This is a genomic window from Pseudomonas sp. UME65 (assembly GCF_014170225.1).
Classification (GTDB): domain Bacteria; phylum Pseudomonadota; class Gammaproteobacteria; order Pseudomonadales; family Pseudomonadaceae; genus Aquipseudomonas; species Aquipseudomonas protegens.
In genome coordinates this window covers 234,381-253,749 of the sequence record NZ_LZZQ01000010.1, presented here as the reverse complement: position 1 = coordinate 253,749, position 19,369 = coordinate 234,381, and the positions used below count along the sequence as shown (strand labels likewise).

The window sequence follows — 19,369 nt, the reverse complement described above, 5'->3', positions numbered from 1 at the left end:
GCTATCACCGGCAAACCCTCGTTTCAGAGGGCTGCCCGGGGTTTCCCGGAAAGCCGCTCAGGCCTTGTGAACGTCAATGACCGTTGCCGGCATGGCCTCCGGCGTGCCCGCCCGGGCCCTTACCGGCGCGGCCTTTGTCAGCACCATCGCCCCCATGCTCACCAGCCACGGCCTGCTCCGCCTCGACCCGAGCCTGCTCCGCGGCCTTGCCCAACTGATCAATGGCCTGCAGGTTGCTCTTGCGCACGCTGTCGACAAAGCCCTGGAACGGCACATCGGTGATGCCCACCAGGCCGAAATGGCCGTTTTCACCGTCCAGCAAGCGCCCGGTCACCGGCTGGTCCAGGTACTGGAACCAGTGCACGCCGACAATCGACGGCTCGCTGACCGCCTGCTTGAGGAAGTTGGCATAGGCCGGGCCACGGTCCTCTTCCCGGGCCAGCTCGGTCACACCGCCCCAGAACGGACCGCGATCCCGGGAACCGAAGTTGAACTCGGTCACCAGTACCGGCTTGTCGAGGCTGCGCAGGTAGGCAAAGTCCTGACCGTCCTGGGGCTTGAGGGTGTACATGTTGAAGCTCAGGACATCGCAGTACTGGGCGCAGGAAGCCACGGCCTCAGGGTTGCTCACGGCAAACCGCCCGCCCAGCAGCAGGTGGTTGGGGGCGTGCCATTTCAGCGAGTCGGAGATGGTCTTGAAGTAGGTATCGGCGAAGACCTTCTGGAAATACTTGAAATCGGCCTCGATCTCCGGGTGCTCCGGGCTCGGCAACGGCGGCACGAAACCCGGGTCTTCCATCAACTCCCAGGCCGGCAGGTCGATGCCCCAGGCTTTCGACAGCCCGGCCTGGTTGCGGTACTTGTCCCGCAGTTGCTTGAGAAACGCGCGCTTGGCCGGTACGTCGGTGGTCAGGCGCAGGGTGCCGTAGGCCAGGGCATAGCGGGATTTGGCATCGTCGCCGGGGCCGGCCCAGGCCAATTCGTTGTCGGCAAAGTAGCCGATCAGCCAGGGGTCGTCCCGATGGTCGCGGGCGGCAATGGCCACGGCACGTTCGGTGGCCATGGCAAAGCGCGGGTCGAAAGGATCCGGCATGCCGCCCCACCAGTCACTGCCGGTGCTGATGCTGGCGTAATCACCCACGATCGACAGCGGCAAGGTGTAAGGCACCCGGTCGGCCAGCCCCAGGGCCGGAGCGCTCCAGTTGCCGATGGTATTGAAGCCCCAGGCCTGCAAGCGGTCCAGGGTGTGGCCAACCCAGCGTTTCTGGTCGAAGGCCGGTGCCACGCAAGGAGTTGCCTGGGGCGCCGGCGAGGTGTCGGCCGGCGCCTGCTGCGCAGTGGCACTGTCCGCGGTGCAGGGCTTGCCGTAGGTCCGTTGCAGGTTGGCCTGATAGAAGTCATACCAGCGCCCTGAACCATAGCCACGGCCCTGGTCGGCGCCATTGCCGCCACGGTTGTCGCCTTCACCGTAATACGCCGCCAGGGGTTCGTCGTCCTTGGGCAAGGCACCGAACATCCATTCCCGGCCCGCGACATAGGTCTGGTTGTTGTCGGGCGCCACAGTATTGACCCCCAGGGAATAGAACGGATGCCCCTGCGGGGTCACGAGGAACCAGCGGCCATCTCGTTTTTCCGTGCGAAAGAAGCCGCTGGCCTTGAAGCTCGGCCCCTTGTTCCAGCCACCGTAGCTGTCCAGCGAAGCCTTCTCGCGCTCCCCCAGCCAGCCCTGGAGCTGTTGCTGCTCCTTGGCGTCGGCCGCCTTGAGCTGATCGTCGCTGGTGATTTTTTCCGGCCAGCGGGCCCGGGTCGATTGACCGTAGGCATCCACCAGGGAACCGTAGACCGCCTTGATCACCCCCTCGCCATCCTGCACGCCGAAACGCTCCAGCAGAATGCTCTGGGCCGCCTTGGGGTTGTCCATGGACAAGGTCACCGACACCACCTGGCTGCGGTCCAGTTGCCCTTCACTGCTGGCCAGCAGGATGCGCTGGCCGTCCAGGGTCATCGGCATCGGTGGCGCGGCCTTCATGCCCTGGCTCAGCGGACTGCTGGCCACCAGCGGCACCAGCAGGGTCTGCGCCGGGCCGGCCGGCAGGTCGACGCGGCTGACCAGGGTCTTGCCGTCATTGCTCTGGATGGTCACGTAGAGGGTCAGGGCCCAGTTCATCGCGCTCTGGATACGCAGGCTCATCATTCCCGACTGCGACCAGTCCCAGGCCCCGCTCTGGGGCGCCAGGCTCAGGCTCGGCCGGCTCGTGGGGTTGAAGATGATGCGCCGCAGCACTTCGCCTTCGGCCGTTTGCTCTGCGTTGGATTGCGGCAGGCTGGCATCCTGTGTCGCCACCTGCACCACAGCAGCAGGTCGGACAAAGTTGAACAGCGTCTGTTGTCCGGCAGGGGCCGCCCAGACGGGCGCGGCAAACAACAGGGCAAATACAGCGGGCAACGAACGGCGAATCATATGAACCTGGCTCTCCCTAAAGACCGATGAACGGCCGGTGCTGAAGCGGTGACATGAAATAGACAGCACGGCACGCAAATATGCGGGCCGTGCTTAAGATATTTCTCGGCGAAACGGCGGCAAGGCATTGAGAATAGCCTTGCCATAGCGCTGGGTGACCAGACGGCGGTCCAGCAGAGTGATGGTGCCGCGGTCCTGTTCGGTGCGCAGCAGGCGACCGCAGGCCTGGACCAGCTTGAGGGATGCATCCGGTACCGAGATTTCCATGAACGGGTTGCCACCACGGGCTTCGATCCACTCCGCCAGCGCCGCCTCCACCGGGTCATCCGGCACCGAGAACGGGATCTTGGCGATCACCACGTGTTCGCAGTAGGCCCCGGGCAAGTCCACCCCTTCGGCGAAACTCGCCAGGCCGAACAGCACGCTGGAATCGCCACCGTCGACCCGCGCCTTGTGCTTGTTCAGGGTTTCCTGCTTGGACAGGTTGCCCTGGATGAACACCTGCTTGCGCCAGTCCCGGTCCAGGCCGTCGAACACGTCCTGCATCTGCTTGCGCGAGGAGAACAGCACCAGGGTGCCCCGCGAGCCCTCCACCAGTTCCGGCAGGTCGCGGATGATCGCCGCGGTATGCGCCGGCGCGTCCCGCGGGTCGGCCCGCAGGTCGGGCACCCGCAGCACCCCGGCATCGGCATGGTGGAAAGGGCTCGGCACCACGGCGGTCACGGCCTTTTTCGGCAGGCCGGCACGCATGCGGAAACGGTCGAAAGTGCCCAGGGCAGTCAGGGTCGCCGACGTCACCAGGGCACCGTAGGCCACGTTCCACAGATTGCGTCGGAGCATTTCCGCAGCGAGGATCGGGCTGGCGTTGACCTCGATGTCGAACAGCGAGCCGCTTTCGGCCAGGGTCAGCCAGCGGGCCATGGGCGGATTGTCTTCCGGGTCCTCGACGGTGAACGCGGTCCACAGTTCCCAGTTGCCCGAGGCACGGGCCAGCAGGCTGCCGAACAGCGGGTACCACTCTTCGGCCTGGTTGCTGGCGATACCGATGTTGACCTCGCCATCCATGCCTTCCTTGAGCAACTCGGTCAGGCGGGTGAACAGGTCGGTGAGACGGGAAAAGCCCTTTTTCAACTCAAGGCCCATCTCGCGCATATGCTCGGGGATCAGCCCGCCGACAAAACGGTGGCGTGGCCGCTCGCGGCCTTCCATGTCTTCGCCGGTGCGGAAATCGGCGATCTGCTCGCAGGCGGTGAACATGAACTGCTGCTGGGTCTTGATCTCCCGCGCCAGCTCCGGCACCTGCTCGATCAGGCGCCCCAGATCACCCGGCAACGGATGCTGGGCCAGCAGCTTGGTGAGGTTCTTGGCGGTCTGCTCCAACCAGTCGGCAGTGGAGCGCAGGCGGGTGTAATGGGCGAAGTGGCCAATGGCCTTGTCCGGCAGGTGGTGACCTTCGTCGAACACATAGAGAGTGTCGCGCGGGTCCGGCAGCACGGCGCCGCCGCCCAGGGCCAGGTCGGCCAGGACCATGTCGTGGTTGGTGACAATCACATCGACCTTGCCCATGCCCTCCCGAGCCTTATAGAAGGCGCACTGGCCGAAGTTCGGGCAATGGCGGTTGGTGCACTGGCTGTGGTCGGTGGTCAGGCGCGCCCAGTCGGCGTCTTCCAGGGCCGTGGGCCAGCTGTCGCGGTCGCCGTCCCATTTATTGCCGGCGAGTTTTTCGATCATGCTGGTGAACAGCTTCTGGCTGGCTTCATCCACTTCGATCTTGAAGCCTTCTTCCTCGAACAGCTGGGCCGTGGCGGTCTGGGCGTGGCCTTCCTGGAGCAGCATGTCGAGCTTGGACAGGCACATGTAGCGACCACGGCCCTTGGCCAGGGAGAAGCTGAAGTTCAGCCCGCTGTTGCGCATCAGGTCGGGCAGGTCCTTGTAGACGATCTGCTCCTGCAGGGCGACGGTGGCGGTAGCGATCACCAGGCGCTTGCCGGCGGCCTTGGCCGTGGGAATTGCCGCCAGGCTGTAGGCCACGGTCTTGCCGGTACCGGTGCCGGCTTCCACGGCGACCACCGCCGGGTCGCCACTGCGCCGGCCTTCGTCGTCGGTGTCGATATCACCCAGGACCTTGGCCACTTCGGCGATCATCAGGCGCTGGCCGTAACGCGGCTTGAGGCTCTTGGCTTCGAGAAAACGCGAGTAGGCGCCCTGGATCGTGGTTTTGAGTTCGTTGCTGATCATGGTTTTTCGGGCGCACAAAACGCTGGATAAATTTTCAGTGGTTCGAATCGGCCGCTATCATACCCCGCTAATTCATCCCGCGCAGAACGGAGTACCCGAATGACCCCTTTCGCCCTTGCCTACACCCTGCATGTCCTGGCCGCCCTGGTCTGGGTCGGCGGCATGTTCTTCGCCTGGATGGTCCTGCGCCCGGCGGCCATGGTGGCCCTGGAGGGGCCGGCGCGGCTGAAGTTGTGGGCGCAAGTGTTTCCGCGTTTTTTCGTCTGGGTGTGGATCGCCGTGGTGCTGTTGCCGATCAGCGGTATCGGCCTGCTGCATTTGCGCTTCAGCGGCTTTGAAACCGCGCCCAAGTATGTGCAGATCATGATGGGCCTGTACCTGGTGATGACCGCCCTGTTCATCCGCATCCAGTCCTTGCAGTTGCCGGAGCTGCGCAAGGCAGTAGCGGCCGAGGATTGGCCCGCTGGTGCCGCGGCGCTGGGCAAGATCCGCCGGTTGGTGGGCAGCAACCTGATCATCGGCCTGGTGCTGGTCGCCCTGGCGGCGGCCCGGCCGACCTTCTGAAAACAGGCCGCCCGCTACAGAAGCGGGCGGCCGGGCAAGGTTCAACGCAAACGTTACGTTACAGGCGCTGCACCGTCAGCGCGCCAGGCTCGCCGGCCGGGCCGGGCTGCCCCTGGGCGCCGGGCCGTCCGCTCTTGCCACCGTCGGTGCGGTACACCAGGCACCCCTTGGACTTGCCGCCCGCACCCGGCTTGCCACCGGCACCGGCCAGCCCGCCTGCGCCACCATCGACCCAGACCTTGATCTGCTCGCTGGGGAAGTCCCGCGGCAGTTCCACCCGGACCTGGGCGCCTGCCGCACCAGGATGGCCATCGCCGCCATTGTCACCGTCAGCCCCACGCCCCGCGCTGCCCCAGGTGCAGCCCGGTTCCTGGCCATTGGCGCCATCCAGACCGACATAACCCGGCGCACCGGCACCACCCCGGGCGTCCACGGACAGCGTCTCGGCCTGCAACGACTCGATGCGCAGGTTCAGGTTGCGCCCCGGCTTGGCGGCCTTCAGGTAGGTACCCGGCGCGCCGCGGGAAGTGATCTGGCTGCCCGCTTCCAGCTCCGCACGGCGGACAGTCAAGTGCAGGCTCTGTTCGGTAGGGACGATGGCGATCCGCGCCTCATGCCCCAGCCGCAGTTCGTCCACCTTGAGTTCGGTGACATTGGCCGGGATCAGCAAGGTGCCATAGTCCGCCACTTCCAGCCGCTCCAGTTGCAGAGTGCTGGCGGTATTGGGCAGACGCATCAGGGAGTTGGTTTCGACCTTGACCACCTGGGCCATGGCCAGGGGGCTGCAGAAAAGAGCCAGCAGGCAGAGCTTACGCATGGTCGGCCTCGACAACGACAGGAGCAGGAAGAGTCTGCAGGTGGAAGATCCCCACCAGCAGGATGTACAGCCGGTCACGCCAGGGATGTGGCCGATCCTTGAGGCTGCCGTTGAACAGCAGCAGTTCCAGCAAATGGGTCAGCAGCAACAGGCTGCCCGCCAGATTCACTAGAAGATGCAGCGGGTTGATCAACGGCCTGGCCAGGTTGATCAGCACCACCAACCAGAAAACCAAGGTCAGAAACTTCCCCAGCCCCCATAAAACCTTCATACGCTCCCCTCGTGAATTATTCTTTGCGCGCACAGTAACGACTTATCCCGGGGGTAAGCCAGAGGGGAATGAAAATTCTTCACGAAGTGGCTGTTTAGCCACCGGATCGACGAGGATCGTCCGTTACAGACAGGCTGAGCCCATCGCCGAGAAGGCACCGGGATCAAAGGCTCCTGCGCCATCAGCATGGTCCTGGCACAGGAGCAGAGGCGGCCACGTGCGGCTCGTCGCCGCACAGGCCCTGGGGTTTCAGCGGTTGATCTGGATTTCCGTACGACGGTTCATCGCCCGGCCTTCGGCGGTCTTGTTATCCGCCACTGGCTTGCTTTCACCGGCACCGGTTACCGAGACGAAGCTGCTGCGGGGAATGCCGTTGCTGATCAGGTACTCCACGACCGAGTGGGCGCGCTTGTCCGAGAGTTTCTGGTTGTAGGCATCGCTGCCGACGCTGTCGGTATGGCCGGTCACTCGCAGTTGGGCACTCGACGCCTCCTGTTTCAGTCGGGTGACAATGGTGTTGAGCTTGGTTTTGTCGGCATCGGTCAGCTTGGCCGAGTCGAAATGGAAGTGCACATCACGAATGACAATGGTTTCTTCCTTGACCACTACCACCTCTTCTACCACCGGTGGCGGTGGTGGGCAGCCGTTGGCATCGACCTGGACGCCTCTGGGTGTGTGTGGGCACTTGTCGCGGCTGTCCGGCACGCCATCGCCGTCCTCGTCGCCATCACCTTTTACCCAGCAGTACGCACCCGCCAGGCCACCGACCACCAGTGCGCCGCCGCCCGCCCACGAGGAGCTTTCGGTGGCGCCCAGCGCCGCGCCCGTGACGCCACCTACCGCGGCGCAGATCGGCCAGTCGGTTTTCTGCAAACCTGCACAACCAGTCAACACACTGGTTAACAGAACCAGGGGTACTGCCGTCCGAATGATGCTCATCTGATTTCTCCTGAGGGATCGGCTCAAGGCCGATTCACGGAGTAAAGACCGCGCATTTCATCTGCGCCAGCACCCGGCTATCACCGGTTTCGCCCCGTAAACACGGGAGGTTCGCCGATTTAGTGGTGAACCGCTCTAGGCCCGCAGATGCCGGCACGCTAGTCTTTAGCGTTCTGACCGAGGAGCTAAGATGAGCGCCGGCATTTCCGACCGTACCCCGCAGCAGGCCCTGGCGGCTTTGCTGGATCGCTACGCACCACAACAGCTGCTGCTGATCGGTGCCAGCGACTTCCCCGCCCTGGCTGCCTTCAAGGAGGCCCACCCCACGACCCAAGTGGCCCAGGCGGCACCCGGCCCTCTGCCTGCGGAACTGGCAGCGCGGCGCTTCGACCTGGCCCTGGCCGTGGATTGCCTGGAGCACTTGCCCAAGCGCGACGGCCTGAACCTGCTGGGAGGCATCCGCAACCTCAATGCCAGCCGGATCGCCGTACTGGCCGATCTGCAGGCCTGCGGCTGGCAGGAAACCGACTTCTATTCCCTGGCGTTGCAGGCCAGCGAACGCTTTCAGCGCGATGAACAGGTCCTGACCCTGTTCACCTACGATCTGCTTGAATACAAGCAAGTGCCCGATTGGCTCAATTCACGCTTCTGGGCAAACCCGGAAAACTTTGGAAAGTATTGGTGGTAACACAATGAGTGCCTCGATTTGTCCCTGCGGCAGCGGCAACCTGCTGGATGCCTGCTGCGGCCACTACCATGCCGGCCATCCCGCGCCCTGCGCGGAAGCCCTGATGCGTTCGCGCTACAGCGCCTATGTGCTGGGGCAGGTGGATTACCTGCTGGCCACCACCCTGCCGGCGCAACAGGCGGGCCTGGATCGCCAGTCCATCAGCGACTGGAGCGCCCAAAGCACCTGGCTGGGGTTGCAGGTCGAAAGCTCGGAAGTCTTCGGCGGCCAGCCCGAGCATGCCTTTGTCACCTTTACTGCCCGCTGGCACGACAGCCAGGGCGAGCATAGCCACCGCGAACGCTCATCCTTCGTGCAGAACCAGGGACGCTGGTATTTCATCGACCCCACGGTTCCCCTCAAATCCGGCCGCAACGACGCCTGCCCCTGTGGCAGCGGGCACAAGTTCAAGAAGTGCTGCGCCAGCTACTTCAGCCGCTGAGCCGCGACTGGCCGATACCAACCCGGGCCCAGGATGGGCACCGGCATCCAGAGGGAGTCTTGCAATGATCGGTGAGCTGCGTGCGTTACGAACCTTGTGCCTGCTCGGCGCGCTGGGCCTGACGGGTTGTGCCTCCTGGTTCAGCGATGAGTCCGTCGACCCGACGGTGCATCTGGTCAAGGTCGAGGTGGTCAAGGCCAACCTGCTGGAACAACGCTTCACCCTGCACCTGCGGGTGGATAACCCCAACGACAGCGACCTGACCGTGCGTCGCCTGACCTACAAGGTCTACCTGGAGCGCTTCCTGCTCAGCGAAGGCGAGCACGAACACTGGTTCACCGTCACGCCCCACAGCAGCCGCTTCTTCAAGGTGCCGGTGCGGACCAACCTGTGGCCGCAGATCCGCGATGTGGTGAAATTGCTGCGCAAGCCCGAGCGACCTATCCCCTACCGCCTCGAAGGGGAACTGGAAATCGGATTATTCATCGGCCAGGACGTGCACCTGAAGCGCAATGGCGTGATAATTCCCGGCGATTTTATCCCGGAGTAACCCGCAATGACCCAGCAACCTCATGTCCATGGCCCTGACTGCAACCACGATCATGACCACCACGATCACGACCATGGCCATGTTCACGGCCCGCACTGCAACCACGCCCACCAGGAGCCGGTACGCAACGCACTGAAAGACGTTGGCCGCAACGACCCTTGCCCATGCGGCAGCAGCAAGAAATTCAAGAAGTGCCACGGCGCCTGACCTGAGCGCGGGCGGGGCCTGCCTGAGCACTTGCGCCTTCAGCTGCGCCCGGCCTCCTGGGCCAGCAACTGCGCCAGGTCCAGGACGGTGGCGTACTCGCCATCCAGATTGGCCAGCGACATGGCATGCACCTCCTCGGCACTACGGGCCCGACCGTTGAAGTCGGGCTTGTCGAAGGTGTAGCAGGCGTCGGCCACCACCCACACAGCAAAGCCCAGGTTGCCAGCCGTACGCGCCGTCGACTCCACAGAGTTGTTGGTGGCAACACCGACAATCACCAACCCAGCAATCCCCTCGCGCCGCAAATCCGCTTCCAGCGAATTGGCGCAAAACGCATCCGGCACCTGCTTCTGAACCCGCCATTCCCCGTCCCGGGGCTCAAAGCACGGTTGAAACTCCACCCCCGACTGCCCGGGCCAGAACACCGAATCCGGCGAACGCGACAGGTGTTGCACATGGATCACCGGCCAGCCGCGGGCGCGCCAGTGGGCCAGCAGTTCGAGCATCCGCACCTGCGCCTCTGGGTTGTTGCGCGGGCCAAGCCGAGGCTGGAGGATGCCTTGCTGCTGGTCGATGAGCATCAGTGCGGTGCTGGCCGGAAGGGGCATGTTTTTCTCTGTGGAGGTCATTGAATTTGCCGCACTTGAGCATCACTTAGCTGTTCAGGCAAGCCATCGAATGCAGACAGGACGACCTAATGCCGGAGTTTGCTGTCCTTAAGCACAGATACAACCCAATTGGAGCGTTCCATGATCGACCTGTATTACTGGACCACCCCCAACGGCCACAAGATCTCCCTGTTCCTGGAAGAAGCCGGCCTGCCCTACACCCTGTACCCGGTGAACATCGGCCTGGGTGAGCAGTTCAAGCCCGAGTTCCTGAAGATCGCGCCCAACAACCGCATTCCGGCGATCGTTGACCACCAACCCACCGATGGCGGCCAACCACTGTCGCTGTTCGAGTCCGGGGCGATCCTGTTGTACCTCGCGGAAAAGACCGGCCAGTTCCTGCCCCAGGACCTGCGCGGGCGCCAGGAAGCCCTGCAATGGCTGTTCTGGCAGATGGGCGGGCTGGGGCCGATGGCTGGGCAAAATCATCACTTCAGCCAGTTCGCCCCGGAAAAGATCCCCTACGCCATCAAACGTTATGTGGATGAAACCGCGCGCCTGTACGGCGTGCTCGATAGGCGCCTGGCGGACCGCAAGTTCGTCGCCGGCAGCGACTACAGCATTGCCGACATGGCGATCTATCCCTGGATCGCTTCCTACAAGAAGCAGAGCCAGAAACTCGAGGACTTCCCGCATCTGCAGCGCTGGTTCAACAGCATCCAGGCCCGGCCGGCTACCGAGCGGGCCTATGCCTTGGTAGAGCAGGTCAATCCCGCCTCCTGAGCCTTGTGCCTGCAGGAGCTGGCTTGCCAGTCACGGTGCCCGCAAGGGCCAGCCAAGGCCAGAAGGCCTCTTCGCCGGCAAGCCGGCTCCTACGGGTTTTGCCAGGCGCTGACGCGCCGGCGATCGCTATTTGCAGCGTCGTCGAGAAATACCTCCTGCCCCCGCTTGCGCGGCACTCGCCTGCTCACTAACGTAGCGCCTTTATCGACGCTACCCCCCGCAGGAGCTTTGCCATGGCCTCGCCAGCCTTCTCACATTTTCTTCCCCGGTTCGGCGTTGCCGCGGCAGTGGCCAGTGCTCTGAGCCTGGCCGGTTGCCAGTCCTGGAACACTCAAGACACCCTGCCCCCCACCTCTGGCGTGCAACCGCTCAAGGGCCTGGCACAGAACGTTTCCGTGCGGCGCAACGCGGTCGGCGTACCGCTGATCGAAAGCAGCAGCTTCCATGACGCCCTGTTCACCCTGGGCTATGTGCACGCCAGCGACCGCATTGGCCAGATGGTGACCCTGCGCCTGCTGGCACAGGGCCGCCTGGCCGAAATGTCCGGTGCCGACGCACTGGAAGTGGACCGCCTGATGCGCGCGATCAACCTGAAGAAAAGCGCCGATGAGCTGTACAAGGCTTCGTCGCCACGGATCAAGCGCTTCTTCGAGGTCTATGCCCGGGGCGTCAACGCCTACCTGTTCCGCTATCGCGACAAGCTGCCGCCGGACCTGGCAGCCCAGGGCTACACCCCCGAATACTGGAAAGCCGAGGATTCGGCGCTGATCTTCTGCCTGCTGAACTTCGGCCAGTCCGCCAACCTGCAAGAAGAGATCAACGCCCTGGTGCTGGCGCAGAAAGTCGGCAGCGACAAACTGCCGTGGCTGACTCCGAGCTATCCCGATGAACCCCTGCCCTTGGCCGAAGCGGACAAGCTCAAGGGCCTGAATCTCACTGTGCCGGGCCTGAACGAAGTCAGCCGCGCCATCAACCGTCTGGCCCAGCTCAACAGCCTGGGCACCCGCGGCGGCAGTAACCTGGCCATCGCCCCACAGCGCAGCCGCACCGGCCGCAGCCTGCTGGCCGCCGACAGCCACCTGCAAGCCTGGTACTACACCCAGATCCGCGCGCCTAAATACCAGGCCGCTGGCGCGTCCATCGCTGGCCTGCCGGCGATTCTCCAGGGCTTCAACGGCAAGGTGGCCTGGAGCATGAGCTCGGTGGAGGGAGACAACCAGGACCTGTTCCTGGAAAAGCTCAAGCGCCAGGGCAACGCCCTGTACTACCAGAACAACGGCAAATGGCAGCCGGTGACCGTGCGCAACGAAACCTATTTCGTCAAAGGCCAACGGCCGATTCGCGAAGCCGTGTACGAAACCCGCCATGGCCCGCTGCTCAACAGCGCCCTGGGGGCAGCGCTCGGTAACGGTTTCGGCCTGGCCCTGCAGACGCCGGAGCTCAAGGACGACAAGACCCTGGACGCCTTCTTCGACCTGTCCCGGGCGCAGAACGTCGAGAAGGCCTCGGATGCCAGTCGGGAAATCCGCGCCATCGCCCTGAACATGGTGTTTGCCGACGCCAGCAACATCGGCTGGCAAGTCACCGGGCGCTTCCCCAACCGCCGCGAAGGCGAAGGCTTGCTGCCTTCACCGGGTTGGGATGGCCGTTACGACTGGGACGGCTACGCCGACCCGATGCTCCACCCCTACGACCAGGACCCGCCCCAGGGCTGGATCGCCACCGCCAACCAGCGAGTGATCTCGCGGGGCTACGGCATGCAGCTGTCCAATTCCTGGCACGCCCCGGAACGGGCCGAGCGCATGGCCGGTCTGGCCTCCAGCGGCAAGCAGGACAACCGCAGCCTGATCGCCCTGCAGTACGACCAAAGCACCCTGTTCGCCGCCAAACTGAAAAAGATGTTCGAAGCTCCGGGCATGGCCCAGCCGCTGAAGCAGGCCATCGAGGCCTTGCCCGATACCGAACGCGCCAAGGCCAGGGAAGCCTATAGCCGCTTGCTGGCGTTCGACGGCAAGGTCAGCGCCGGCTCGGCCGACGCGGCGTTGTACGAATTGTTCCTGCAGGAGAGCGCCAAGCAGATCTTCCTCGACAAGCTCGGCCCCGAGTCCAGTGACGCCTGGCAAGCCTTCGTCGCCAACGGCAACCTTTCCTACTCGGCCCAGGCCGACCACCTGCTGGGCCAGGAAGACAGCCCGTTCTGGGACGATTCGCGCACCGCGCAAAAGGAAGACAAGCCAGCCATCCTCGCCCGTAGCCTGGCAGCCGCCATCAGCTCCGGCGAGCAACTGCTGGGCGCCGACCGCAAGACCTGGCAATGGGGCAAGCTGCACAGCTACCAGTGGACCAACGCCAATGGCCGGCAGATCCGTGGCCCGCTTCAGGCCGGGGGCGACCACAACACCATCAACAGCGCCGCGTACCGTTGGGGGCAGGATTTTGCCATCACCGATACACCGGCCCTGCGCTTGATCGTGGATTTCGGCCTCAGCGAACCCTTGATGGGCCTCAACAGCAGCGGCCAGTCCGGCAACCCGGTGAGCCCCAACTATGCCAACGGCATCGACGGCTGGCTCAAGGCCCAGTACCTGAGCCTGCCGATGCAACCGCAGAACTTCGAGCGCAGCTACGGCAAGACCCGCCTGACCCTGGTTCCAGGCAAGTAACCTTCCCCCACCCGCTTGCACGTCCTGTGCAAGCGGGCCTGCTCCAAAACGAACAGCTCACCGGCGCCCTCAACCGCGCTTGGCACTGGCAGCCCTGTCAGTTCGCCCATCGTAGATTGCCCACCCCTTCGCACCTTATTGGCGCCTACCAAAAATCACGCCCCATCTCAGCGCACGGGTTCCCTCGTGTCGCTGCTTTCCAGCGCTTTTAAAACACCTGTTCGGGACTCTGGTTCGGAAATTGCTACTTTCATTAAGTCTTATGCGGTCCAGTAACAGTACTCATGCGCCACAAGCGCTCATATTGGTTCTTAGGGATTGAATAATGAAAAAAGCATTGCTGACCCTTTCTGCATTGGCTCTCTGCATGGCCGCCGGCTCCGCGCTGGCCAAGGAATACAAGGAACTGCGCTTCGGCGTCGACCCTTCCTACGCCCCCTTCGAATCCAAGGCCGCCGACGGCAGCCTGGTGGGTTTCGACATCGACCTGGGCAATGCCATCTGTGCCGAGCTGAAGGTCAAGTGCAAGTGGGTCGAAAGTGACTTCGACGGCATGATTCCAGGCCTCAAGGCCAATAAATTCGACGGTGTGATCTCGTCCATGACCGTCACCCCGGCTCGCGAGAAAGTCATCGACTTCTCCAACGAACTGTTTTCCGGCCCCACCGCATTCGTGTTCAAGAAAGGCTCGGGCCTGAGCGAAGACACCGCCTCGCTCAAGGGCAAGACCGTCGGCTACGAGCAGGGCACCATTCAGGAAGCCTACGCCAAGGCCGTGCTGGACAAGGCCGGGGTCAAGACCCAGGCCTATCAGAACCAGGACCAGGTCTATGCCGACCTGACTTCCGGGCGCCTCGATGCCTCGATCCAGGACATGCTGCAGGCCGAACTGGGCTTCCTCAAGTCACCGCAAGGCGCTGACTATGAGATCAGCAAGCCGGTGGACGACCCGCTGCTGCCGGCCAAGACCGCAGTGGGTATCTCGAAAGGTAACAAAGAGCTGAAAGCGCTTCTGGATAAAGGTATCAAAGCGTTACACGATGATGGCACCTACGCCACCATCCAGAAAAAACACTTCGGTGACCTGAACCTCTACAGCGGTAAATAACCTGTCGGCGCCCATCCTCGATGGGCGCTTTTTTTATCGCTACGGGTCACAGATCGATGCTCGAAGAACTTCTAAAAAACCTGGGGCTTTCCGCGCTCAGCCTGAAGGGTTTCGGCCCTCTGCTGCTGGAAGGCACCTGGATGACCATCAAGTTGTCGGTGTTGTCGCTGCTGGTCAGCGTTTTACTGGGGCTGATCGGCGCCAGCGCCAAATTGTCCAGCGTTGCCCTGCTGCGGGTTCCGGCCCAGCTCTACACCACCCTGATCCGCGGCGTACCGGACCTGGTCCTGATGCTGCTGATTTTCTACAGCCTGCAAACCTGGTTGACCTCCTTTACCGATTTCATGGAGTGGGACTACATCGAGATCAATCCCTTCAGCGCCGGGGTGATCACCCTGGGTTTCATCTATGGCGCCTACTTCACCGAAACCTTTCGCGGGGCGATCCTTGCCGTGCCCCGGGGCCAGGTGGAAGCGGCCACCGCCTATGGCCTGAAACGCGGCCAGCGCTTTCGCTTCGTGGTCTTTCCGCAAATGATGCGCTTTGCCCTGCCAGGCATCGGCAACAACTGGATGGTGATGCTCAAGGCCACGGCCCTGGTATCGATCATTGGCCTGGCCGACCTGGTCAAGGCTGCGCAGGACGCCGGCAAGAGCACCTACCAACTCTTCTACTTCCTGGTTCTGGCGGCGCTGATCTACCTGTTGATCACCAGTGCCTCCAACTTTGTCCTGCGCAGGCTTGAACGGCGCTACGCCGCCGGCGCCCGGGAGGCCGTGCGATGATCGAACTCCTGCAGGAATACTGGCGTCCCTTCCTTTATAGCGATGGCTACCACGTGACCGGCCTGGCCATGACCATGTGGCTGCTCAGTGCCTCGATCTGCATCGGCTTTTTGGTGTCGATCCCGCTGTCCATCGCCCGGGTCTCGCCCAAGCGCTACATCCGCTGGCCGGTGCAGTTCTACACCTACCTGTTTCGTGGCACACCGCTCTATATCCAGTTGCTGATCTGCTACACCGGGATCTACAGCATCGCCGCGATTCGCGCACAGCCAGTCCTGGATGCGTTCTTTCGCGATGCAATGAACTGCACCATCCTTGCCTTCGCCCTGAACACCTGCGCCTACACCACGGAGATCTTCGCCGGGGCGATCCGCAGCATGGCCCACGGCGAAGTCGAAGCGGCCAAGGCCTATGGCCTGAGCGGCTGGAAGCTGTACGCCTACGTGATCATGCCCTCGGCTCTGCGCCGCTCGCTGCCCTACTACAGCAACGAAGTGATCCTGATGCTGCACTCCACCACCGTGGCCTTCACCGCGACCATTCCCGACATTCTGAAAATCGCCCGCGACGCCAACTCGGCGACCTTCCTGACATTTCAGTCGTTCGGCATCGCCGCCATCATCTACCTGTGCGTGACCTTCGCCCTGGTGGGCCTGTTCCGCCTCGCTGAACGCCGCTGGCTGGCCTTCCTCGGGCCGACCCACTAGGACTTGCTGCAGGAAAACCGTCAATGCGCCACGAGATCCACGACCTGCTCGCCCCGCTGCCGGGCACAGCGCGCCAGGTCCACAGCTTTCACTTCGGCCCGCCCCAGGCCGCCGGCAAGGTCTATATCCAGTCCTCCCTGCACGCCGACGAGTTGCCCGGCATGCTAGTGGCCTGGCACCTCAAGCAACACCTGGCCGAGCTGGAAGCCACCGGGCGCCTGCGCCAGGAAATCGTCCTGGTGCCGGTGGCCAATCCGGTGGGCCTGGAACAGGTGCTGATGGATGTGCCCCTGGGCCGCTACCAGCTGGAAAGCGGGCAGAACTTCAACCGCGGCTTCGCCGACCTGGGCGAACAAGTCGGCGATGCCATCGAAGGGCTGCTCAATGCCGACCCTGAACACAACCTTGAACTGATCCGCCGCCACCTGATCGATGCCTTGGCCCGCCAGCGGCCGCAAACCCAACTGCAGTCCCTGCAGTTGACCCTGCAACGGCTGGCCTGCGATGCCGACATGGTGCTGGACCTGCATTGCGACTTCGAGGCTGTGGCGCATCTCTACACCACCCCCGAAGCCTGGCCCCGGGTGGAGCCGCTGGCTCGCTACCTGGGCGCCGAAGCCTGCTTGCTGGCCACCGACTCCGCGGCCTGGTCGTTCGACGAATGCTTCAGCCTGCTGTGGTGGCAACTGCAACAGCGCTTCGGCGAGCGTTTCGCCATCCCGACAGGCAGCTTTGCGGTGACCGTCGAGCTGCGCGGCCAGGGCGACGTCAACCACGGCCTGGCCAGCCTAGACTGCCAGGCCCTGATCGACTACCTGACCCGGCTTGGGGCCATCGCCGGTGAAGCGCCGCCACTGCCCGAGCTGCCCTTCCCGGCCACGCCCCTGGCCGGCGTCGAACCGGTGGCGACCCCGGTAGGCGGGCTGCTGGTGTTCAACGCGCTGCCCGGGGAATACCTGGAAGCCGGGCAACTGGTGGCCGAAATCATCGACCCGATCCACGACCGGGTCACCCCCATCCATTGCAACAACGCCGGGCTCATGTACTCCCGCTCGCTGCGACGCATGGCCACCGCAGGCATGGTGATCGCCCATGTCGCCGGTCGCGAGGCCTATCGCAGCGGTTACCTACTTTCGCCTTGAGGATGCACGCCCCCATGTACAAATTGACCGTTGAAGGCCTGCATAAATGCTATGGCGACAATGAAGTGCTCAAAGGTGTTTCCCTCAAGGCCAGGACCGGCGACGTGATCAGCCTGATCGGCGCCAGCGGCTCGGGCAAGAGCACCTTCCTGCGCTGCATCAACTTTCTCGAAACCCCGGATGACGGCGCCATGAGCCTGGATGGCCAGCAGATCCGCATGGTCAGCGACCGCCACGGCATGCACGTGGCCGACCCGGCCGAGCTGCAGCGGATTCGCACCCGCCTGGCAATGGTGTTCCAGCACTTCAACCTGTGGAGCCACATGACCGTGCTGGAAAACATCACCATGGCCCCGCGCCGGGTGCTGGGGGTCAGCACCAGGGAGGCCGAGGAACGCGCCCGGCGTTACCTGGACAAGGTCGGCCTGCCGGCACGGGTGGCCAGCCAGTACCCGGCGTTTCTCTCCGGCGGCCAGCAGCAACGGGTGGCCATCGCCCGGGCCCTGGCCATGGAGCCGGAGGTCATGCTGTTCGACGAACCCACCTCGGCCCTGGACCCGGAGCTGGTAGGCGAGGTGCTCAAGGTGATCCAGGGCCTGGCCGAAGAGGGCCGGACCATGATCATGGTCACCCACGAGATGAGTTTTGCGCGCAAGGTGTCAAGCCAGGTGCTGTTCCTGCACAAGGGCCTGGTAGAGGAAGAAGGGGCTCCGGAGGACGTGCTGGGCAACCCGAAAAGCGAGCGCTTGCAGCAGTTTCTCAGCGGCAACCTGAAGTAACAGCGGTACCGCACCCGTTCAGGCTCTGGGCCGGGCGGGCGCGGTACGGGCTTCAGGCGACAGGCGCGGGAGGCGGCTCGTCGGGCAGGGTCGGTTCGCCCGGCTCGGTGGGTTCAAGGGGTTGCGGGGAATCGGGATCCGGCTGGCCGGGAATGCCACCGGCCATGCTGACGGGAGGATGCGCCAGCAGGGTCCAGGCCAGTACGCCAACCTGATTGGGTTCCAGCCTGGCCAAGGTGGCACTGATTCGCGGATCTATCTTCATGAGGGCACTCCTGAGCTGTGCCGGGTACGCCTTGCGCGTACCGGCAGTACCTCCAATAGAGTGCCTGCCGGCTCAGGAATTCCCGCTATTCGTCAGACAGACGAACTCAGGTGCGTGGCAGGGTCACGCCACGCTGGCCCTGGTATTTGCCGCCACGGTCCTTGTAGGACACTTCGCACTCTTCGTCCGACTCCAGGAACAACATCTGCGCCACGCCTTCGTTGGCGTAGATCTTCGCCGGCAAGGTGGTGGTGTTGGAGAATTCCAGGGTCACGTGGCCTTCCCACTCGGGTTCCAGCGGCGTCACGTTGACGATGATGCCGCAACGGGCATAGGTGCTCTTGCCCAGGCAGATGGTCAGCACGTTGCGCGGAATGCGGAAGTACTCGACGGTGCGTGCCAGGGCAAAGGAGTTAGGCGGAATGATGCAGACGTCGCTCTTGATGTCGACAAAGCTCTTTTCATCGAAGTTCTTCGGATCGACAGTGGCCGAATTGATGTTGGTGAACACCTTGAATTCGTCGGCGCAACGCACGTCGTAGCCGTAGCTCGACACCCCGAAGGAGATCAGCCGATCCTGGCCTTCGCCACGCATCTGGCGCTCTACGAAGGGCTCGATCATGCCGTGCTCTTGCGCCATGCGGCGAATCCACTTGTCCGATTTGATGCTCATGGCGGGTGTCCTGAAATAGCGAGGTGAAAAAAAACGGTCTGGCATCTTACCGGGGCGCGAGGTCGGGTTCAAAGTCTGGGACGTTTTTCTCGCCTCACGCCACGATTTTCAAGGGCTGGGCGACGAGCGCCCCGCCGTCAGTCACGAAAACCGAGAAACCTTCGCACTGACCATTGGCACGTTCAGGAAAAAGGGTTAAGGTGGCGCCACTGTGCTGCTTGTGTCACTGAGAATCTCTACACGATGTTGAATTTCGATCCAACCATCTCCAAGAATTTTTCCTGCTCTTTGCACTCAGTCTCGGCCAGGGCTTTTCCTGAGTCGCAGTTAACTTTGTCCAAGGAGATACACCATGTCTAATCGCCAAACCGGTACCGTTAAGTGGTTCAACGATGAAAAAGGCTTCGGCTTCATCACTCCACAATCCGGTGACGACCTGTTCGTACACTTCAAAGCTATCCAATCCGACGGCTTCAAAAGCCTGAAAGAAGGCCAACAGGTTTCTTTCATCGCTACCCGCGGTCAGAAAGGCATGCAAGCTGAAGAAGTTCAAGTTATCTAACTTGTACTGATCCAGTAAAAAAGCCCCGCCCTCAACAGCGGGGCTTTTTTGTGCCCGTCACTTTTGTCGGCGCCCTCG

Annotated in this window: 21 protein-coding genes; 13 read left to right on the top strand and 8 right to left on the bottom strand. The window is 63.1% G+C overall.

Features of this window, described 5'->3' with window-relative positions:
- Positions 1-73: 73 nt before the first annotated feature.
- Positions 74-2,461, bottom strand: coding sequence for a beta-galactosidase (locus A9971_RS08910; protein ID WP_053156658.1), 2,388 nt, complete (start codon positions 2,459-2,461; stop codon positions 74-76).
- Positions 2,462-2,554: 93 nt separating this feature from the next.
- The gene (gene dinG, locus A9971_RS08905; RefSeq protein ID WP_011059621.1) at positions 2,555-4,699 is read right to left on the bottom strand and encodes an ATP-dependent DNA helicase DinG; all 2,145 of its coding nucleotides are present in this window, start codon (positions 4,697-4,699) and stop codon (positions 2,555-2,557) included.
- A gap of 99 nt (positions 4,700-4,798) precedes the next feature.
- On the opposite strand from dinG, the gene A9971_RS08900 reads away from it, so the two are divergent.
- Complete coding sequence (locus tag A9971_RS08900) at positions 4,799-5,263, top strand: CopD family protein (RefSeq protein WP_011059620.1); 465 nt, start codon at positions 4,799-4,801, stop codon at positions 5,261-5,263.
- 58 nt (positions 5,264-5,321) lie between these two features.
- Here A9971_RS08900 and A9971_RS08895 read toward each other — a convergent pair whose 3' ends face one another.
- The 3 genes from A9971_RS08895 to A9971_RS08885 all read right to left on the bottom strand — a co-directional run bounded on the left by A9971_RS08895 (position 5,322) and on the right by A9971_RS08885 (position 7,290).
- Positions 5,322-6,080, bottom strand: a complete 759-nt coding sequence (locus A9971_RS08895; RefSeq protein WP_183001413.1) for a collagen-like protein — start codon at positions 6,078-6,080, stop codon at positions 5,322-5,324.
- Positions 6,073-6,351, bottom strand: coding sequence for a DUF1145 domain-containing protein (locus tag A9971_RS08890; protein ID WP_011059618.1), 279 nt, complete (start codon positions 6,349-6,351; stop codon positions 6,073-6,075). Before A9971_RS08890 ends, A9971_RS08895 begins: the two co-directional genes overlap by 8 nt.
- Before the next feature lie 249 nt (positions 6,352-6,600).
- Entirely contained in the window at positions 6,601-7,290 is a 690-nt protein-coding gene (locus tag A9971_RS08885; protein ID WP_011059617.1) for an OmpA family protein, read from the bottom strand.
- Between the two features lie 190 nt (positions 7,291-7,480).
- Here A9971_RS08885 and A9971_RS08880 point away from each other — a divergent pair, with 190 nt between their 5' ends.
- The 4 genes from A9971_RS08880 to A9971_RS08865 all read left to right on the top strand — a co-directional run bounded on the left by A9971_RS08880 (position 7,481) and on the right by A9971_RS08865 (position 9,216).
- Positions 7,481-7,978 carry a DUF6231 family protein gene (locus A9971_RS08880; RefSeq protein WP_183001412.1) on the top strand — a complete coding sequence of 166 codons (498 nt, stop codon included), beginning with the start codon at positions 7,481-7,483 and terminating at the stop codon, positions 7,976-7,978.
- Between the two features lie 4 nt (positions 7,979-7,982).
- Positions 7,983-8,459 carry a YchJ family protein gene (locus A9971_RS08875; protein WP_011059615.1) on the top strand — a complete coding sequence of 159 codons (477 nt, stop codon included), beginning with the start codon at positions 7,983-7,985 and terminating at the stop codon, positions 8,457-8,459.
- A gap of 64 nt (positions 8,460-8,523) precedes the next feature.
- Positions 8,524-9,009, top strand: coding sequence for an LEA type 2 family protein (locus A9971_RS08870; RefSeq protein WP_015634397.1), 486 nt, complete (start codon positions 8,524-8,526; stop codon positions 9,007-9,009).
- 6 nt (positions 9,010-9,015) lie between these two features.
- Positions 9,016-9,216 carry an SEC-C metal-binding domain-containing protein gene (locus A9971_RS08865; protein WP_007923047.1) on the top strand — a complete coding sequence of 67 codons (201 nt, stop codon included), beginning with the start codon at positions 9,016-9,018 and terminating at the stop codon, positions 9,214-9,216.
- Between the two features lie 38 nt (positions 9,217-9,254).
- Here A9971_RS08865 and A9971_RS08860 read toward each other — a convergent pair whose 3' ends face one another.
- Complete coding sequence (locus tag A9971_RS08860; RefSeq protein ID WP_011059613.1) at positions 9,255-9,824, bottom strand: cysteine hydrolase family protein; 570 nt, start codon at positions 9,822-9,824, stop codon at positions 9,255-9,257.
- Positions 9,825-9,965: 141 nt separating this feature from the next.
- On the opposite strand from A9971_RS08860, the gene A9971_RS08855 reads away from it, so the two are divergent.
- The 7 genes from A9971_RS08855 to A9971_RS08825 all read left to right on the top strand — a co-directional run bounded on the left by A9971_RS08855 (position 9,966) and on the right by A9971_RS08825 (position 17,791).
- The gene (locus A9971_RS08855; RefSeq protein WP_041116296.1) at positions 9,966-10,607 is read left to right on the top strand and encodes a glutathione binding-like protein; all 642 of its coding nucleotides are present in this window, start codon (positions 9,966-9,968) and stop codon (positions 10,605-10,607) included.
- A gap of 233 nt (positions 10,608-10,840) precedes the next feature.
- Entirely contained in the window at positions 10,841-13,270 is a 2,430-nt protein-coding gene (locus A9971_RS08850) for a penicillin acylase family protein (protein WP_183001411.1), read from the top strand.
- A gap of 325 nt (positions 13,271-13,595) precedes the next feature.
- A complete protein-coding gene (locus A9971_RS08845; protein ID WP_011059610.1) occupies positions 13,596-14,378 on the top strand; it encodes a transporter substrate-binding domain-containing protein in 783 nt (260 codons plus the stop codon).
- 56 nt (positions 14,379-14,434) lie between these two features.
- The gene (locus A9971_RS08840) at positions 14,435-15,163 is read left to right on the top strand and encodes an ABC transporter permease (RefSeq protein WP_011059609.1); all 729 of its coding nucleotides are present in this window, start codon (positions 14,435-14,437) and stop codon (positions 15,161-15,163) included.
- Positions 15,160-15,870 carry an ABC transporter permease gene (locus A9971_RS08835; RefSeq protein ID WP_011059608.1) on the top strand — a complete coding sequence of 237 codons (711 nt, stop codon included), beginning with the start codon at positions 15,160-15,162 and terminating at the stop codon, positions 15,868-15,870. Before A9971_RS08840 ends, A9971_RS08835 begins: the two co-directional genes overlap by 4 nt.
- 23 nt (positions 15,871-15,893) lie before the next feature.
- Positions 15,894-17,012, top strand: coding sequence for a succinylglutamate desuccinylase/aspartoacylase family protein (locus A9971_RS08830; protein ID WP_183001410.1), 1,119 nt, complete (start codon positions 15,894-15,896; stop codon positions 17,010-17,012).
- A gap of 14 nt (positions 17,013-17,026) precedes the next feature.
- Positions 17,027-17,791 (top strand): ABC transporter ATP-binding protein, encoded by a 765-nt coding sequence (locus tag A9971_RS08825; protein WP_015634391.1) that lies wholly within the window; start codon positions 17,027-17,029, stop codon positions 17,789-17,791.
- A 52-nt stretch (positions 17,792-17,843) separates the two neighbouring features.
- Here A9971_RS08825 and A9971_RS08820 read toward each other — a convergent pair whose 3' ends face one another.
- Both A9971_RS08820 and dcd read right to left on the bottom strand, forming a co-directional pair.
- Entirely contained in the window at positions 17,844-18,056 is a 213-nt protein-coding gene (locus tag A9971_RS08820) for a hypothetical protein (protein WP_011059605.1), read from the bottom strand.
- 106 nt (positions 18,057-18,162) lie between these two features.
- Positions 18,163-18,729 (bottom strand): dCTP deaminase, encoded by a 567-nt coding sequence (gene dcd / locus A9971_RS08815; RefSeq protein WP_011059604.1) that lies wholly within the window; start codon positions 18,727-18,729, stop codon positions 18,163-18,165.
- 352 nt (positions 18,730-19,081) lie between these two features.
- Between dcd and A9971_RS08810 the strand changes: the two genes are divergently transcribed.
- Positions 19,082-19,291, top strand: a complete 210-nt coding sequence (locus A9971_RS08810; protein ID WP_002554837.1) for a cold-shock protein — start codon at positions 19,082-19,084, stop codon at positions 19,289-19,291.
- Positions 19,292-19,369 lie beyond the last annotated feature (78 nt).

What these genes read in the sequence shown, in the direction of transcription:
- A9971_RS08910 (WP_053156658.1), bottom strand. Translation starts at nt 2,461, where the DNA reads ATGATTCGCCGTTCGTTGCCCGCTGTATTTGCCCTGTTGTTTGCCGCG.
- dinG (WP_011059621.1), bottom strand. Translation starts at nt 4,699, where the DNA reads ATGATCAGCAACGAACTCAAAACCACGATCCAGGGCGCCTACTCGCGT.
- A9971_RS08900 (WP_011059620.1), top strand. Translation starts at nt 4,799, where the DNA reads ATGACCCCTTTCGCCCTTGCCTACACCCTGCATGTCCTGGCCGCCCTG.
- A9971_RS08895 (WP_183001413.1), bottom strand. Translation starts at nt 6,080, where the DNA reads ATGCGTAAGCTCTGCCTGCTGGCTCTTTTCTGCAGCCCCCTGGCCATG.
- A9971_RS08890 (WP_011059618.1), bottom strand. Translation starts at nt 6,351, where the DNA reads ATGAAGGTTTTATGGGGGCTGGGGAAGTTTCTGACCTTGGTTTTCTGG.
- A9971_RS08885 (WP_011059617.1), bottom strand. Translation starts at nt 7,290, where the DNA reads ATGAGCATCATTCGGACGGCAGTACCCCTGGTTCTGTTAACCAGTGTG.
- A9971_RS08880 (WP_183001412.1), top strand. Translation starts at nt 7,481, where the DNA reads ATGAGCGCCGGCATTTCCGACCGTACCCCGCAGCAGGCCCTGGCGGCT.
- A9971_RS08875 (WP_011059615.1), top strand. Translation starts at nt 7,983, where the DNA reads ATGAGTGCCTCGATTTGTCCCTGCGGCAGCGGCAACCTGCTGGATGCC.
- A9971_RS08870 (WP_015634397.1), top strand. Translation starts at nt 8,524, where the DNA reads ATGATCGGTGAGCTGCGTGCGTTACGAACCTTGTGCCTGCTCGGCGCG.
- A9971_RS08865 (WP_007923047.1), top strand. Translation starts at nt 9,016, where the DNA reads ATGACCCAGCAACCTCATGTCCATGGCCCTGACTGCAACCACGATCAT.
- A9971_RS08860 (WP_011059613.1), bottom strand. Translation starts at nt 9,824, where the DNA reads ATGCCCCTTCCGGCCAGCACCGCACTGATGCTCATCGACCAGCAGCAA.
- A9971_RS08855 (WP_041116296.1), top strand. Translation starts at nt 9,966, where the DNA reads ATGATCGACCTGTATTACTGGACCACCCCCAACGGCCACAAGATCTCC.
- A9971_RS08850 (WP_183001411.1), top strand. Translation starts at nt 10,841, where the DNA reads ATGGCCTCGCCAGCCTTCTCACATTTTCTTCCCCGGTTCGGCGTTGCC.
- A9971_RS08845 (WP_011059610.1), top strand. Translation starts at nt 13,596, where the DNA reads ATGAAAAAAGCATTGCTGACCCTTTCTGCATTGGCTCTCTGCATGGCC.
- A9971_RS08840 (WP_011059609.1), top strand. Translation starts at nt 14,435, where the DNA reads ATGCTCGAAGAACTTCTAAAAAACCTGGGGCTTTCCGCGCTCAGCCTG.
- A9971_RS08835 (WP_011059608.1), top strand. Translation starts at nt 15,160, where the DNA reads ATGATCGAACTCCTGCAGGAATACTGGCGTCCCTTCCTTTATAGCGAT.
- A9971_RS08830 (WP_183001410.1), top strand. Translation starts at nt 15,894, where the DNA reads ATGCGCCACGAGATCCACGACCTGCTCGCCCCGCTGCCGGGCACAGCG.
- A9971_RS08825 (WP_015634391.1), top strand. Translation starts at nt 17,027, where the DNA reads ATGTACAAATTGACCGTTGAAGGCCTGCATAAATGCTATGGCGACAAT.
- A9971_RS08820 (WP_011059605.1), bottom strand. Translation starts at nt 18,056, where the DNA reads ATGAAGATAGATCCGCGAATCAGTGCCACCTTGGCCAGGCTGGAACCC.
- dcd (WP_011059604.1), bottom strand. Translation starts at nt 18,729, where the DNA reads ATGAGCATCAAATCGGACAAGTGGATTCGCCGCATGGCGCAAGAGCAC.
- A9971_RS08810 (WP_002554837.1), top strand. Translation starts at nt 19,082, where the DNA reads ATGTCTAATCGCCAAACCGGTACCGTTAAGTGGTTCAACGATGAAAAA.